The 13,464-nt window shown below is 71.5% G+C and carries 13 protein-coding genes; 4 read left to right on the forward strand and 9 right to left on the reverse strand.

All coding sequences use genetic code 11. The features are described 5' to 3' along the window. Positions 1–14: 14 nt before the first annotated feature. From ACZ7GJ_RS19460 to ACZ7GJ_RS19475, 4 genes are all read right to left on the reverse strand, one after another. A complete protein-coding gene (locus ACZ7GJ_RS19460; RefSeq protein WP_470753206.1) occupies positions 15–509 on the reverse strand; it encodes a copper chaperone PCu(A)C in 495 nt (164 codons plus the stop codon). Next, entirely contained in the window at positions 506–1,159 is a 654-nt protein-coding gene (locus ACZ7GJ_RS19465; protein ID WP_470753207.1) for an SCO family protein, read from the reverse strand. Before ACZ7GJ_RS19465 ends, ACZ7GJ_RS19460 begins: the two co-directional genes overlap by 4 nt. Before the next feature lie 99 nt (positions 1,160–1,258). Further along, positions 1,259–1,975, reverse strand: coding sequence for a YcnI family copper-binding membrane protein (locus ACZ7GJ_RS19470; protein ID WP_470753209.1), 717 nt, complete (start codon positions 1,973–1,975; stop codon positions 1,259–1,261). A gap of 114 nt (positions 1,976–2,089) precedes the next feature. Next, positions 2,090–2,905: a hypothetical protein gene (locus ACZ7GJ_RS19475; RefSeq protein WP_470753211.1), complete on the reverse strand. Its 816-nt coding sequence runs from the start codon at positions 2,903–2,905 to the stop codon at positions 2,090–2,092. A gap of 245 nt (positions 2,906–3,150) precedes the next feature. Between ACZ7GJ_RS19475 and ACZ7GJ_RS19480 the strand changes: the two genes are divergently transcribed. After that, a complete protein-coding gene (locus tag ACZ7GJ_RS19480) occupies positions 3,151–3,681 on the forward strand; it encodes an ATP-binding protein (protein ID WP_470753212.1) in 531 nt (176 codons plus the stop codon). 75 nt (positions 3,682–3,756) lie between these two features. Here ACZ7GJ_RS19480 and ACZ7GJ_RS19485 read toward each other — a convergent pair whose 3' ends face one another. Further along, positions 3,757–5,223 (reverse strand): aminopeptidase P family protein, encoded by a 1,467-nt coding sequence (locus ACZ7GJ_RS19485; protein WP_470753213.1) that lies wholly within the window; start codon positions 5,221–5,223, stop codon positions 3,757–3,759. A 95-nt stretch (positions 5,224–5,318) separates the two neighbouring features. After that, the gene (locus ACZ7GJ_RS19490; RefSeq protein ID WP_470753214.1) at positions 5,319–6,863 is read right to left on the reverse strand and encodes a PP2C family protein-serine/threonine phosphatase; all 1,545 of its coding nucleotides are present in this window, start codon (positions 6,861–6,863) and stop codon (positions 5,319–5,321) included. Positions 6,864–7,293: 430 nt separating this feature from the next. On the opposite strand from ACZ7GJ_RS19490, the gene ACZ7GJ_RS19495 reads away from it, so the two are divergent. Both ACZ7GJ_RS19495 and ACZ7GJ_RS19500 read left to right on the forward strand, forming a co-directional pair. Next, positions 7,294–7,998 (forward strand): bifunctional DNA primase/polymerase, encoded by a 705-nt coding sequence (locus ACZ7GJ_RS19495; protein WP_470753215.1) that lies wholly within the window; start codon positions 7,294–7,296, stop codon positions 7,996–7,998. Between the two features lie 134 nt (positions 7,999–8,132). Beyond that, on the forward strand, positions 8,133–8,705 hold the full coding sequence (locus ACZ7GJ_RS19500) for a hypothetical protein (protein ID WP_470753216.1): 573 nt from the start codon (positions 8,133–8,135) through the stop codon (positions 8,703–8,705). 180 nt (positions 8,706–8,885) lie between these two features. Here ACZ7GJ_RS19500 and ACZ7GJ_RS19505 read toward each other — a convergent pair whose 3' ends face one another. The 3 genes from ACZ7GJ_RS19505 to ACZ7GJ_RS19515 all read right to left on the reverse strand — a co-directional run bounded on the left by ACZ7GJ_RS19505 (position 8,886) and on the right by ACZ7GJ_RS19515 (position 11,562). Next, positions 8,886–9,860 (reverse strand): DUF5926 family protein, encoded by a 975-nt coding sequence (locus tag ACZ7GJ_RS19505; RefSeq protein ID WP_470753217.1) that lies wholly within the window; start codon positions 9,858–9,860, stop codon positions 8,886–8,888. Positions 9,861–10,029: 169 nt separating this feature from the next. Beyond that, positions 10,030–10,590, reverse strand: coding sequence for an ATP-binding protein (locus ACZ7GJ_RS19510; protein WP_470753218.1), 561 nt, complete (start codon positions 10,588–10,590; stop codon positions 10,030–10,032). 171 nt (positions 10,591–10,761) lie between these two features. Further along, positions 10,762–11,562, reverse strand: a complete 801-nt coding sequence (locus ACZ7GJ_RS19515; RefSeq protein ID WP_470753219.1) for a glycerophosphodiester phosphodiesterase — start codon at positions 11,560–11,562, stop codon at positions 10,762–10,764. 238 nt (positions 11,563–11,800) lie between these two features. On the opposite strand from ACZ7GJ_RS19515, the gene ACZ7GJ_RS19520 reads away from it, so the two are divergent. Next, positions 11,801–13,357 carry a S1C family serine protease gene (locus tag ACZ7GJ_RS19520; RefSeq protein WP_470753220.1) on the forward strand — a complete coding sequence of 519 codons (1,557 nt, stop codon included), beginning with the start codon at positions 11,801–11,803 and terminating at the stop codon, positions 13,355–13,357. Positions 13,358–13,464 lie beyond the last annotated feature (107 nt).

Raw genomic sequence — 13,464 nt, forward strand, 5'->3', positions numbered from 1 at the left:
AGTCCCTCGGTCCGTCAGTGGGCATTGCCGTCGGTGGATGTCGGCGTCTTCGCGTTGTACGTCCGCTCCTTGACGTCCAGCTCGACCTTGACGGGGTCGGCCTTCTCGAAGCGGAGCTCGACGGTGACCTTGTCGCCGACCTTCGGGGTGCTCTTGAGACCCATGAACATGACGTGGCTGCCGCCGCGTTCCAGCCTCAGCTCACCGTTGGCAGGCACGTCCAGGGACTGGACCTGCTGCATCTTCTGTTCCTTGGTCTCGTGGATCTGCAGATCGTCGGAGAGCGTGCTGGTGACGCCGGTCAGCTTGTCGGCCGTCTTGGAGTCGTTCTTGATGACCATGAACGCGCCGGCCATCTTGTCGTTCACCGGTTGGGGCATGAAGGCGCCGCTGACCGAGAGCTTCGGCTTGGCCCCGGCGTCCTCGCCGTCCGAGGAGCAGCCGGATATGGCGAGCGCTGCCGTCAGGGAGAGGGCGGCGGCGAGGGTGCGGGTGGTGCGGGCGTTCACGGGTTCTCTCCCTTGACGATCTTCGGCAGGTCCTTGGTGTAGTCATCGACGGTGGTGCCCTCGCCGTAGAGGACGTAGCCCTCGTCCGTCTTGGGCGAGAACGCGATGACCTGGGCGCCGTGCATGGAGACGATCTTGCCGTCGGCTCCCGGCTTGGCGGCCTCGATACCGATGCCGAGCTTGCGTGCGGCGGCCTGGATGGTGGCGAAGTCCCCGGTCAGTCCGACGAAGGACGGGTCCTGGGCCTTGAGCCACGAGCCGAGGGATTCGGGAGTGTCCCGGTCGGGGTCGGTGGTGACGAAGACGACCTGGAGGTTTTCCTGGTCGGCCTTGGGGAGTGCCTTCCTGGCGACGGCGATGTTGCTCATCGTCAGCGGGCACACGTCGGGGCAGCTGGTGTAGCCGAAGTAGATGAGCGTCGGCTTGCCCTTGGTCTGCTCGCGCAGGTTCCACGGCTTGCCGGTGGTGTCCGTGAGGACGAGCTCCGGCTTGTCGAACGGGCGGTCGAGCAGGGTCGCGGAGCCGGCCTTGGCCTGGCCGCCGCTGATCTGCTTGACCGAGCTGGTCGGGGCCTTCTCACCGCCGCAGGCGGTGAGGGTGAGGGCGGCCGCTGCCACGAGGGCGGCGACCGTCACACGTGTGGTGCGCATGGGGAAGTGTCCCTGGGATCGGGGGATGGTTCTGGTGGTTCTGTGATGGGGTGCGGGTGCGCCGCAGGCGGGCTGGGCCGGACCTGCGAGCGCGGCAGGTCAGGAGGCGCGGCGGCGCGAGGCGACGCCGAAGGCGACACCTGCGAGGCCGACGACGATGCCGGTGATGCCGAGCGCGCGCGCCGTCGTGTCGGAACCGCTCTTCGCGGCCGTGTCGTGGCCCTTGTCGGCCGCCTTGTCGGCCTTCTTGTCCGCGCCCTTGGCGTCGTCGTGGTGGTCGCCACCGGCGGCGGGCGCGGTCAGCTTCAGGATGGGCGCCGGGTTCTGCGGTTCGGCGGAGCCCTCCTTGGGCTCCTCGATCCAGCGGACGACCTCGTTGTTGTCGTAGGTCTGGATCGCCTTGAAGACCATCTTGTCCGCGTTGTCCGGCAGCTTGCCCACGGAGACCGGGAACTGCTGGAACCGGCCGGGCTCGATCTTGCCGCCGGACCAGGTGACCTTGGTGACGACCTCGTTGATCTGCTTGCCGTGCACCGAGAGCGGCTTGTCGAGCTTGGTCTTCTCGACGGTCGAGGTCCAGCCGGGGATGTCCTGAGGCATCACGGACGTGAGCGGCTGGTCGACCGGGAAGTTGACCTCAAGCTGAGTGGTCGACGCGTTGTCGCGCTCGTTGGGGACCTTGAAGTTGATCGTTGCGTAGCCGCCCTTGGTGGCCTCGCCGGGCTGCACGCCGACGTGGGCGAAGGCGGTGCCGGAGAGGAGGAGGACGGAGCCGGCGGCGACGGCGGCGGCGATGGAGACGCGAGAGGTCTTCATGGCAGAAACACTCCACGGAAGCAGTGGTGGCTGGGGCTCCGCGCACAGGGCGCGCGCGGAGTTCGCGGCACCGGTGCTCCCGTCGTGTGTCCCGGGGAGTCGGGGGGTGCCGCGTCAGGCTGCGAGGGCGAGGGCGGCGGGCGGCCCGCGCCTGATCACCGTGTGCTGGAGGGCTTCCCGGCCGGTGCAGGCGGCGGGTTCGGCCGCGGCCCGCGAGCCCCGCGGCGTACGGGCAGGCGTACCCGCGAGCCCGGCACGGAGCGCCCGTACGAAGGCCAGCGCGGCGCGCAGCGGACGTACGGGGTCGGATTCGGCGGAGCGCCGGGACAGTTCCACGAGCCGGAAGAGCGCGGCGTCACCGCGGCCCAGCAGCCAGCCGGCGGCGAGCGCGGCCAGCAGGTGGCCGAGCAGCATGGCCGGGCTGAACAGGGCGGTCGCGGGCTCCGCCGCGGCCTGGGTCAGGTGGGCGTGGGCCAAGTGCCCCTGCGCCTCGGCCTGGGCGGCCAGGGCGGCCGGGTCCAGGCCGGCGCTCTCCAGGATCTGCCGGGCGTCGGACGGGCTCAGCGGTACGGAGTTGCCCCCGCACACCAACCGGGCGGCGAGCGCCGCGAGCGAGGTGTCGGAGGGGCTTGCCGCACCCGCCGAGGAGGCGGCCGCACCGTGCTGGCCGAGGCCGAACACGGTGTGCAGCGCGAGCTGTCCGGCCGCGAGCCCGGCGGCGATGCCCGGCAGCGAGCGGCGGCGTCCCGCGAGCGGGGCGGCGACCGCGAAGACGGCGAGGAAGCCGATGCCGATGGCCCACCAGGGCACGGTGGCGCAGGACGCCAGGGCGTGCCCGGCCGCGGACAGCACGACACAGACCGCGGTGAACACCGCGGCCCGGATCAGTCGGAGGCCGGCTCCGGCCTGCGTCGCGTGGGGGGCAGTCATGGCCGGGCCATCATCGCACTGGGCTTAGGCCCTTCATACGGCAGGTTCCGGAAGGTGCCTTGGATTCCGCTCCAGCGCGGCTCCAGACGCCTTCGTCCGAAGGGTCGGCGGACCGTCCCCGAGGGCCCGGGGGCCGCCCCATACCGCCGCATACACCGCCACCCGGGAGCGCCGCATCGGCCGAATGAGGGCTCCGGGCGCCGCTGGGGGCTTACGCCCCGGCATGGGCGGCAATAGGTAACCGTATGAGCATCTGGTGGTCTCTCCACTTGAGGCGCGAAGCAGCGAGCGTGCCCCTGGCCAGGCGGCTGCTGCTCGGGACGATGGAGACCGCAGGGGTGGACCCTGACATCTCCTTCGACCTGTCGGTGGCGCTGAGCGAGGCGTGTGCGAACGCGGTGGAGCACGGGGGTTTTAAGGCCGACGACGGGCAGGACGGCGCCGGAGCCGGTCAGGGGGCCTGCGCGGCGTACCGCGTGACGGCGTACCTGGACGGGGACTGCTGCCGGATCGAGGTGACCGACTCGGGCCCGGGCTTTCCGCCCGACACGGCCGCGCCCGATCCGGCCGCGGCCGGCACGGGAGCCGGGGGCAGACCCGGCCGGGCCGGTCCGCCGGGCTGCGCGGAGACGGCGAAGGAGCACGGCCGCGGCCTGTGGTTGATCGCGGAGCTCGCGGACCACGTCCGCTTCCGCAACCGGCCGGGCAGCGGTGCGGTGGTCAGTTTCGACAAGATCCTCAAGTGGCGCGAGGGAGCGCTGCTGAAGGTGTCGTAGTACGCCGGTGGGCGGGACCCCGTACGGGATCCCGCCCACCGGCGTTGCGGGTCGAAACAGCTGTGGCGCGGGCGGTCAGCCCTTCAGGCGAGCCATCCACGCCTCGACCTCGACCGAGGTGCGGGGCAGCCCGTCCGACATGTTCCGGTTGCCGTCCTCGGTGACGAGGATGTCGTCCTCGATCCGGACACCGATGCCGCGGTACTCCTCGGGCACGGTCAGGTCGTCGGCCTGGAAGTAGAGCCCGGGCTCGACGGTCAGGCACATGCCCGGCTCCAGCGTGCCGTCCACGTACGCCTCGACGCGCGCGGCGGCGCAGTCGTGGACGTCCATGCCGAGCATGTGGCCGGTGCCGTGCAGGGTCCAGCGGCGCTGGAGTCCGAGCTCCAGGACGCGCTCGACCGGACCCTCCAGCAGGCCCCACTCGACGAGCTTCTCGGCCAGCACGTGCTGGGAGGCGTCGTGGAAGTCGCGGAACTTCGCGCCGGGCTTGACGGCGGCGATGCCGGCTTCCTGGGACTCGTAGACCGCGTCGTAGATCTTGCGCTGGATGTCCGTGTACGAGCCGTTGATCGGCAGCGTGCGCGTGACGTCGGCGGTGTAGAGGGAGTGCGTCTCCACGCCGGCGTCGAGCAGCAGCAGGTCGCCGGAGCGGACGTCGCCGTCGTTGCGGACCCAGTGCAGGGTGCAGGCGTGCGGGCCGGCGGCGCAGATGGAGCCGTAGCCGACGTCGTTGCCCTCGACGCGGGCGCGCAGGAAGAAGGTGCCCTCGATGTAGCGCTCGGAGGTGGCCTCCGCCTTGTCGAGGACCTTCACGACGTCCTCGAAGCCGCGGACGGTGGAGTCGACGGCCTTCTGCAGCTCGCCGATCTCGAACTCGTCCTTCACGGCGCGGGCCTCGGAGAGGTAGACGCGCAGTTCCTCGTCGCGCTCGGCGGTGACCTTGTCGGTCAGGGCCTTCTCGATGCCGGAGTCGTGGCCGCGCACGGCGCGGACCGGGCCGGTGGCCTCGGTGAGCGCTTCGGCCAGCTCGCGGACGTCCTTGGCGGGGATGCCCAGGAGCTGCTCGGCCTCGGTGAGCGAGTGGCGCCTGCCGACCCACAGCTCGCCCTGGCCGGACAGCCAGAACTCGCCGTTCTCGCGGTTGGAGCGGGGCAGCAGGTAGATGGTGGCCGTGTGGCCGGTGGAGCCCGCGGGCTCCAGGACCAGGACGCCGTTCTCGGTCTGGTCACCGGTGAGGTACGCGTACTCGGTGGACGCGCGGAAGGGGTACTCGGTGTCGTTCGAGCGGGTCTTCAGACGGCCCGCGGGGACGACGAGGCGCTCGCCGGGGAAGCGCGCGGACAGCGCGGCGCGGCGGGCGGCGGTGTGCTCGGCCTGGGCGATCGGCTCCAGACCGTGCAGCTCGGTGTCGGCCCAGCCGGTGCGCATGCTCTCGGCGAGTTCGTCGCTGACGCCCGGGTACAGCCCGTTCTTCCGCTGCTTGTGCGTCTTCTTGGGCTGCTCTTCTTCCGGGGTCTCCGGGGTGAGCTCGTCAGCCACGTCTTCTCCTCAGCTGCTACGACATGCAAGGACCGGGTACGGACCTCATCCATCGTATGTGTGAGCGGAAGGCGCCCCGAGCACTGTGTGACAAATCAGTCAAAGCGGGCGGCCAACAGCACGATGTCCTCATCGGCGTCGGTCCCGGCGTCCACCTCCCCCTCGGGCAGCACCGTCCGCAGGATGTGGTCGCAGAGCGCGGCCGGGTCCTCGCGCACGCTACGGGGCACCCCGGCGGCCGCGGCGTGCAGCCGCGCGTACGCCCGGTCCATCGGGTCCCCGGTGCGCCGCAGGAGCCCGTCCGTGTACAGCAGCACCGTTTCTCCCGGTGCGGGCTCGACCTCCACGCTCGGGGCCTCCCAGCACGCCAGCATCCCCAGCGGCGCGGAGAGCGTGGTCTCCACGTACTCGGTGCGCCGCTCGCCGATCAGCAGCGGCGGGGTGTGGCCGGCCCCGGCCAGGATGATCTTCCGCTGTGCGGGCTCGCAGTAGGCGAAGAGCGCGGTCGCCGCGCGCGCCGGCTCGGTGAGCCGCAGCAGCAGCTCCAGGTCGGACAGGACCGCGACCGGGTCCTCGCCCTCCATGACGGCGTACGCGCGCAGCGACGCCCGCAGCCGCCCCATCGCGGCGACGGCGCTCGGCCCGGAGCCGGTGACCGAGCCGACGGCCAGCCCCAGCGCGCCCTCGGGCAGCGGCAGGGCGTCGTACCAGTCGCCGCCGCCGCGCGGGCCGGTGTGGTGGCGGGCGGCGAGCTGGACCCCGGTGATCCGGGGCAGCCGGCTGGGCAGCAGCTCCTCGGCGATGGTGGCCAGGCGCGAGCGCGAGCGCTCGACCTCCAGCATCCGGGCCAGGTGCTCGGCGGCGTGCCGCACGTACAGCTCGGCCAGGTCCCGCTGGCGGTCGCTGGGCTCGGCCTGTTCGTCGTAGAGCCAGACGGCCGCGCCCAGCCGCCCGGTCGCCTCGGCGGTCAGGGGGAGGGAGTAGCTCGCGGCGTAGCCGAGGCGGGCGGCGACCTCGCGGTGGCGCGGGTCCACGGGGGTCGCGCAGTTGCCCGGTGCCGCGCCCGGTTCGGGCAGTACCTCGGAGCCGCCCTGGGCGTCGGGCAGCCCGTCGAGGATGCGTCCGTACGAGGTGGCGCTGCGCGGCACGGTCTCGATGTGGCCGAGGTCGGCGCGGCCGAGCCCGAGCCCGATCGTGGTGCTCGGGCCGAGCCCGTCGGAGGGCTCCAGGACGATCAGGCCGCGCCGGGCGCCGACGAGGGCGGCTCCGGCGCGTAGGAACTCCTGCAGCGAGGAGCTGAGGTCACCGGTGCGTGCGAGGCGTTCGGTGAGCTCATGGAGGGTGGTGAGGTCGGAGACCATGCCCGCCAGCCGGTCCTGGATGAGCGTGCTCGCGGCCGGTGCCGGGGCAGGCGCGGGTGCCGGAGCGGGCGCGGTGCGTGTGGGCACGGGCGCCGCAGTGTGCGGGGATGTTGTAACCGCTGGATCGATTCCAGCCACTTTCGGCAGATGCGGGGCGCTCATGGCGTCCGCCTTTCCAGCTGGTGCGATTCGCCATATAGCATCGCAAACCCCCAGATCGTGCTGCGCCGCTATCAATGAATCCACATCTACACGCAGACGAGGAGCGATGTCCAGCATTGCCCAGGTGGGAATCCTGGTGTCTGTGGGACGACAACTCACTGTCCGGCCAAGGCTAGAACTTGGCCGGAAAAAGCCGGAAGCGGGCGGTTTTTGCTGTCGACTGGACGGGCTGCTGAGTGGGTCCGGGTACGTAATCCGTGGTGCCTGGGGACAGTTGACGCAGCCCGGCACCCTTCGGGTACCTGCCGGGAACCGCCCGGCGCGGCCCGTCGTCCTAAGCGGCGGCAGCCGGTCCCGGCGCCGTCTCTGGTTGCGCGGACCGCCCCTCGTGGGCCCCGCCGGACGTTCCATGGACCCGCAAGAAAACTGCACGAACCGTGTGAACCTGCTTCAGGCGGACAGTGACGCGAAACGTGTACGTGTGGTGAAACACCGCTTACATGGTGTGATGTGGCCCTCGACGTTCAACGGAAAGGAACGAGCGCTGATGCGCGAGATCCTCGGAAGGCGTCTCCAGCGGCTCCGCGATCGCTTGCAATCCCTGCGCCCCGCCCCACGGCGGAGCGAGCCGTCGGCTCTCCCCCTCCTCGGCGCGGCGCTGACCTGCGCCACCGCCTGGCAGTGGCCCGTTCTGCCGGGCGTCGGACGGTCCGCCGCCGACAGTGCGCGGTGCGCCTGCCCCGACCCCGACTGCGTCGTGCCCGGCGCGCACCCCTTCGACCCGGGGCTGCTCGCGGCCACCACCGACCCCCGGATGGTGTCCTGGTGGTGGACCAACCGGCCCACCGCCTCCGTCCTGCTCGCCACCGGCGGGACCGCGCCGTGCGCGGTCAGCCTGCCCGCCGCCGCGGCCGCGCGGGCCGTCGCACGCCTGCACGCACAAGGCATGCGGCTCGGGCCGATCGTGGCGACCCCCACCCGGTGGTCGCTGCTGGTGGCGCCGTACTCCCTGGAACGGCTCGGCGAACTGCTCTACGCCAAGGATCACGTGCCCTCCTCGCTGCGCTTCCACGGCGAGGGCGGCTACCTGCTGCTGCCGCCCTCCGCCGCGTCCGGCGGGGGTCAGGTGCGCTGGGAGCGGGAGCCCGCGGCGGCCGGGAGCGTCTGGCTGCCGGAGGTCGAGGCGGTCGTGGACGCGCTGGTCGAGGCGAGCACCGGGGCCTCCGGCGGCGGCAGCCGGCTTGCGTACTGACGTGCGAGCCGGCGTGCGGAGTTGACGTACGGAGCACAGTCGGATCACTCGTACGGGTGCCAGCAGGACGAGTTTCCAAGGGAATTGGGCGCGGGGATCTCCGTGCCCGATTCCCGCCTCGCTATCTTCGGCGAATGAATCTCCGCTTGATCGGTATCGGCGCCGGTGTGCTGATCATCTTGTCGCTCCCGCTCGCCGGGGCGATCGCCGGACCGGATTTCGCCGGTCTGGACGACGGAAAAGGTGGCGGGGTGCTCTCCTCCCTCGGGCTCGCCGACCCCGAGCCCGGCCGGTCCGCAGCGGCGCCCCCGTCGGCGGCCGCGCCCGAACCGGCTCGGCCGGGTCCGCCCGAGCAGCCCCGTACGGATTCCCGGTGCGGTCCCGAACTGTCCTCCCCCCAGGGGGTGGAGGCGCAGACCTGCATCCTGGTCGGCGAGGGGCAGACCTGGGGGCGCAGCTACTACCGCAACACGAGCGGGCGCGCCCTCGAAGCAGTGCTGACGGTCATGGGGCCGGCCGGGCGGACGGTGCAGATCCGCTGCGCGGTCGGCGCGGGTGACGAGCCGGGGCTGTGCGAGACGCCGAGGGAGGCTTCGGCGGGAGAACCGGACGGCTACTCGGCCGTAGCGGAGTTTGCAGTTCCGGATGATGAAGGGGCACTGCTCCTGCGGTCCGGGAGCAACTCACCGGCACCGGGCGACGGTTGAGCGCCACCGGAAATGGAAGGGCCCGGTCGCTGGCGACGGGGGATGCACCAGCGACCGGGCTACAAGAACGGTAACAAGAGATCGCCTGTTCGCAAATTCGATCTCTGATATTCAGACATCGATTTGCAGGCGATTAGCGGGAGTTGTGACACCCGTCACCGAACCCCCGGTGTGCGCCCGTCAGCTGAGCGTCACCTGGCGGTTGGTGAGCCCGCCGCGCGCCCGGCGCTCCTCCGTGGTCAGCGGGGAGTCCGTGGCCAGGGCCGTGGCCAGCCGCTCCGCGAACTCCGCCGCCGGCTTCTCCACGTCGTCGGCCGTGACGCCGGTGGGCAGGTCCCAGACGGGGACCATCAGGCCGTGCGCACGGAAGGAACCGACGAGCTTGGTGCCCTCGCCGAGCGAGGACGTACCGGTCGCGTGCAGTCGCGCCAGGGCGTCGAGCAGCTTCTCCTCGGGGTGCGGCATGACCCAGCGCAGGTGGTTCTTGTCCGGCGTCTCGCACCAGTAGGCGGCGTCCACGCCGGCGAGCTTGACGGTCGGGATGGCGGCCGCGTTGGCGCGCTCCAGCGAGGCGGCGATCTCCGGGGAGGCGCTCTGGGCGCTCTCCGCATCCGGAATCCAGAATTCGAAGCCGCTGTGCACAACCGGCTCGAAAACGCCGTCCGTGTCGAGGAGATCCTGAAGTCGGGGGCCCTCGGCGGGCACCCGGTGGGCCGTGACGGGGTTGCCCGGCTCCGTGGCGAGGGCGCGCTCCAGGGTGTCGGCCATGTCGCGGCCGAGGTCCCCGGTGGTCGAGTCGTTCTGGAGGCCGAGCAGGACGGAGCCGTCCTCGCGGCGCAGCGCAGGCCACGCCATCGGCAGCACGGTCACCAGCGTGACGGACGGAACGCCTTCGGGCAGGCCGCCCTTGAGGGTGAGCGGGACGGTGGCCGCGGGCACGAGCTCGCGCAGCGCCACCCAGTCGCACTCGCCCGGCAGGCCCTCGAACGGGCGCCGCACGTGCTCGGTGACGGCGTGCGCGGCGGCCGCGCCGTGGCAGGCCTTGTAACGGCGCCCGGATCCGCAGGGGCAGGGCTCGCGAGCACCCACCACAGGGATTTCCCCGTTGTTGAGCTGCGGCTTTGCAGACTTCGCTGCGGGGCGCTTCTTGGCCATCGTGGGTGTCTCCCGGTTGCGGCGGTACGGCGTTGTGTCTGGGCGCGAGCCTAGCCGTTCGTACCGCCGGAACCGGTGGGGTGCGGCCGGGAGCACGGTCGGCGTGCGCTCCCGGACGGCCGCATGTGCACGGATGACCGGTACTGCTCGATATTGCTCGGATCCCGACTCAGGGATCGAGTTGATTCAGCGGTTCCAGTTGGTCCAGTTGGTCCAGCTGGTTCAGTTCGTCGAAAGCCGTACTGAAGTCGATCGCCGGGGGCGCAACGCGCGTAGCGAAATCCTCGTGCCGGGGCCCACAGGCAACGATCACCCACACGGTGACCTCACCCGCCGCTCCGTCCCGGACACCCCAGTCCTGGGCCAGGGCGCTGATGATGTTCAGCCCCCGACCGCCCCGTGCGGTGACCGATGGCGTGGCCGGAACCGGGCGGGTCGGTCCGCCCCCGTCCGTGACCTCGACCGTCAGCCGTCCCGCCTTGTCGACGCGCCATGAGGCGCGTATCTCTCCGTCCCCGATCTCCCGTGCGCCCAGCGGTCTGCCGTGTCGGCAGGCATTGCTGAGAAGTTCGGAAAGGATCAGAACGGCGTCGTCAACGACCGATTCGGACACCCCGCTGATGCGCAACTGCTCGCGCATCCGGTGTCTCGCCTCGCCCACGCCCGCAGGACCATGGCGTACGTCCATGCACGACGACGTGGGCACTTCCTGTGCCACCACCAACGCCACCCCCGGAACCTCCTTAGCCCCACGCATGGTCTGGATGCCCCAATGGCCTGGACCGGAAACCGCCGGAGTGGAGCCCCCTGACGCATTCATGACGAGCGAATGCGGAGCGGATGCGCCGGGGCACACCCCGTAACGGACGGGGTGGGAGTGGTGGGTGCGCAAAAGGGGACGTCAGCGCCCTAGTTGTGACAGAACCTGACGCGGTCTGTTCGTGATGATCGCTTCTACACCCAGATCAGCGCAGAGCTGAACGTCTTCTGGCTCGTTTACGGTCCACACGTGTACGGAGTGACCCGCGGCCTGAAGCTTGCGGATGAACCCGGGGTGGCTGCGCACGATCCGCATGCCCGGACCCGCGATCCGTACGCCGGCCGGCAGCCGCCCGTCGCGCATCCGGGGTGAGATGAACTGCATCAGGTACACGGTCGGGATCGTCGGCGCGGCCGCCCGTACCCGGTGCAGGGAGCGGGCGGAGAAACTCATCACCCGGACCGGGTGCGGGCCCTCGGAGGCGGGGGCGTCCAGGCCGAAGCGCTTGAGGAGGAAGAGCAGCCGTTCCTCCACCTGTCCGGCCCAGCGGGTCGGGTGCTTCGTCTCGATCGCCAGCTGCACCGGGCGGCCGGCGTCCGCGACCAGCTCCAGCAGCCGCTCCAGGGTGAGTACGGAGGTGCGCTCGGGGTCGGCGTCCCAGTCGGGGGACTCCTCGCGGTCCTTCCAGGAGCCGAAGTCGAGGGCGGCGAGATCGGCGAGCTCCAGGGCGGAGACGGCCCCGCGGCCGTTGGACGTGCGGTTCACCCTGCGGTCGTGGACCAGGACCAGATGGCCGTCGGCCGTCAGTCGGACATCGCATTCGAGGGCGTCGGCCCCGTCCTCGATGGCCTTGCGGTACGCGGCCAGGGTGTGTTCGGGGGCATCCTCCGAGGCGCCGCGGTGGGCGACGACCTGGATGGGGCGCGGCGTTGCGTGGGTCACCGGGTCATGGTGCCACCGAGAGGCCCTCCGGTGTCGTGCGGAGCCCTGTGGGCGCTTCTGCGGATGCGTCCGAAATGTCGGAGATAAAGGATAGGGGGAGACGCACAGGTCCGGCTTACAGTGCTCTGACGGGTCATGGGAAAGGCTTTGCCCTGGAACTTGTACGGTGCGTCGAACGTTCAGTCGGACCGATATCGCCAGATTCACCTGAAGCCGTGTGTGACGAGGAGAGAGCGCTGTGAGCACCGAGAACGAGGGCACCGCGGCCCCGATGCCCCCCGCGGCCCCGCCCGTACCCCCGGTGGCCGCTCCTGCCCCCGAGGCGCCCGTACCCGCGCCGGTCGAACCGCCTGCCCCGGCCCCTGTCGCGGCTCCGGCTCCGGTACCCGCGCCGGTCGCCCCGGCTCCGGTACCCGCCGAGCCGGTGACGCAGCAGCTCCCGCCGACGCCGGCGCCCGCGCCCGGTACCGAGCCGACGCAGCAGATCCCGCCCGCCCCGGCCTACGCCCAGCCCGCCGCGCCGCAGGCCCCGGCCCCGCAGGCCCCCGCCCCGGCCGCGTACGGAGCCGGCGGCTGGCCGCCCCCTCCGCCGGCGGTTCCCGCGTACGGGGCCGGCGACGGCCAGGGCGGCGGCACCTGGGGCGTGCCCCTGGGCGCCGACGGCACCCCGCAGCCCAAGCCGAAGGGCAAGGGCGGCCTGATCGCGGGCGTACTCGCAGCGGCCCTCCTCGCGGGCGGCGTCGGCGGCGGTGTCGGCTACTGGGCCGCGGACCGCAGCAGCAACGGCTCCGGCTCGACCACCATCAGCGCCAGCACCCCCAAGGACGTCAAGCGCGAGGCCGGCTCCATCGCGGGCCTGGCCGCAGCCGCGCTGCCCAGCGTGGTCACCATCGAGGCCTCGGCCGGCGACGGCGAGGGCGGCACCGGCACCGGCTTCGTCTACGACCAGCAGGGCCACATCCTCACCAACAACCACGTGGTGGCCTCCGCCGCCAACGGCGGGAAGCTCAGCGCGACCTTCTCCGACGGCAAGAAGTACGACGCCGAGGTCGTCGGCAAGGCCCAGGGCTACGACGTCGCGGTCATCAAGCTGAAGACCCCGCCGGCCGGCCTCAAGCCGCTGCCGCTCGGCGATTCCGAGAAGGTCGCCGTCGGCGACTCGACCATCGCGATCGGCGCGCCCTTCGGCCTGTCCAACACGGTCACCACGGGCATCGTCAGCGCCAAGAACCGCCCGGTGGCCTCCGGTGACGGCTCCGGCGGCAAGAGTTCGTACATGAGCGCGCTGCAGACGGACGCCTCGATCAACCCGGGCAACTCCGGCGGTCCGCTGCTCGACGGGCGCGGCGCGGTCATCGGCATCAACTCCGCCATCCAGTCCGCCGGCAGCGGCGGCTTCGGTGGCGGCCAGGCCGGCTCGATCGGCCTCGGTTTCGCCATCCCGATCAACCAGGCGAAGAACGTGGCCGAGCAGCTGATCAAGACGGGCAAGCCGGTCTACCCGGTCATCTCGGTGTCCGTGGACCTCCAGTCCAAGGCCGAGGGCGCCAAGATCTCCGAGAGCGGCGCGGCGGCCAACGAGCTGGTCGACCCCAACGGCCCGGCCGGCAAGGCGGGCCTCAAGCCCGGCGACACCATCACCGAGTTCGGCGGCCGGCCGGTCGACAGCGGCCCGACCCTGATCAGCATGATCTGGACGTACAAGCCCGGCGACACGGTGAAGCTGACCTACCTGCGCGGTGGCAAGCCGACCACCGTGGACATCACCCTCGGCTCGCGGATCGGCGACAAGTAGCCCTTAAGCCGCGCGCGGTGACGAGTAGCCCGTAAGACACGGGCGGCGATGGCCTGATGGACAGGGGCCGTAGGCGGGATTCCACCTACGGCCCCTCCCAACGTCCG

The sequence above is a fragment of the Streptomyces sp. NPDC037242 genome, from assembly GCF_055604165.1.

What these genes read in the sequence shown, in the direction of transcription:
- ACZ7GJ_RS19465 (WP_470753207.1), bottom strand. Translation starts at nt 1,159, where the DNA reads ATGCGCACCACACGTGTGACGGTCGCCGCCCTCGTGGCAGCGGCCGCC.
- ACZ7GJ_RS19470 (WP_470753209.1), bottom strand. Translation starts at nt 1,975, where the DNA reads ATGAAGACCTCTCGCGTCTCCATCGCCGCCGCCGTCGCCGCCGGCTCC.
- ACZ7GJ_RS19475 (WP_470753211.1), bottom strand. Translation starts at nt 2,905, where the DNA reads ATGACTGCCCCCCACGCGACGCAGGCCGGAGCCGGCCTCCGACTGATC.
- ACZ7GJ_RS19480 (WP_470753212.1), top strand. Translation starts at nt 3,151, where the DNA reads ATGAGCATCTGGTGGTCTCTCCACTTGAGGCGCGAAGCAGCGAGCGTG.
- ACZ7GJ_RS19490 (WP_470753214.1), bottom strand. Translation starts at nt 6,863, where the DNA reads ATGCTGGACATCGCTCCTCGTCTGCGTGTAGATGTGGATTCATTGATA.
- ACZ7GJ_RS19495 (WP_470753215.1), top strand. Translation starts at nt 7,294, where the DNA reads ATGCGCGAGATCCTCGGAAGGCGTCTCCAGCGGCTCCGCGATCGCTTG.
- ACZ7GJ_RS19500 (WP_470753216.1), top strand. Translation starts at nt 8,133, where the DNA reads ATGAATCTCCGCTTGATCGGTATCGGCGCCGGTGTGCTGATCATCTTG.
- ACZ7GJ_RS19505 (WP_470753217.1), bottom strand. Translation starts at nt 9,860, where the DNA reads ATGGCCAAGAAGCGCCCCGCAGCGAAGTCTGCAAAGCCGCAGCTCAAC.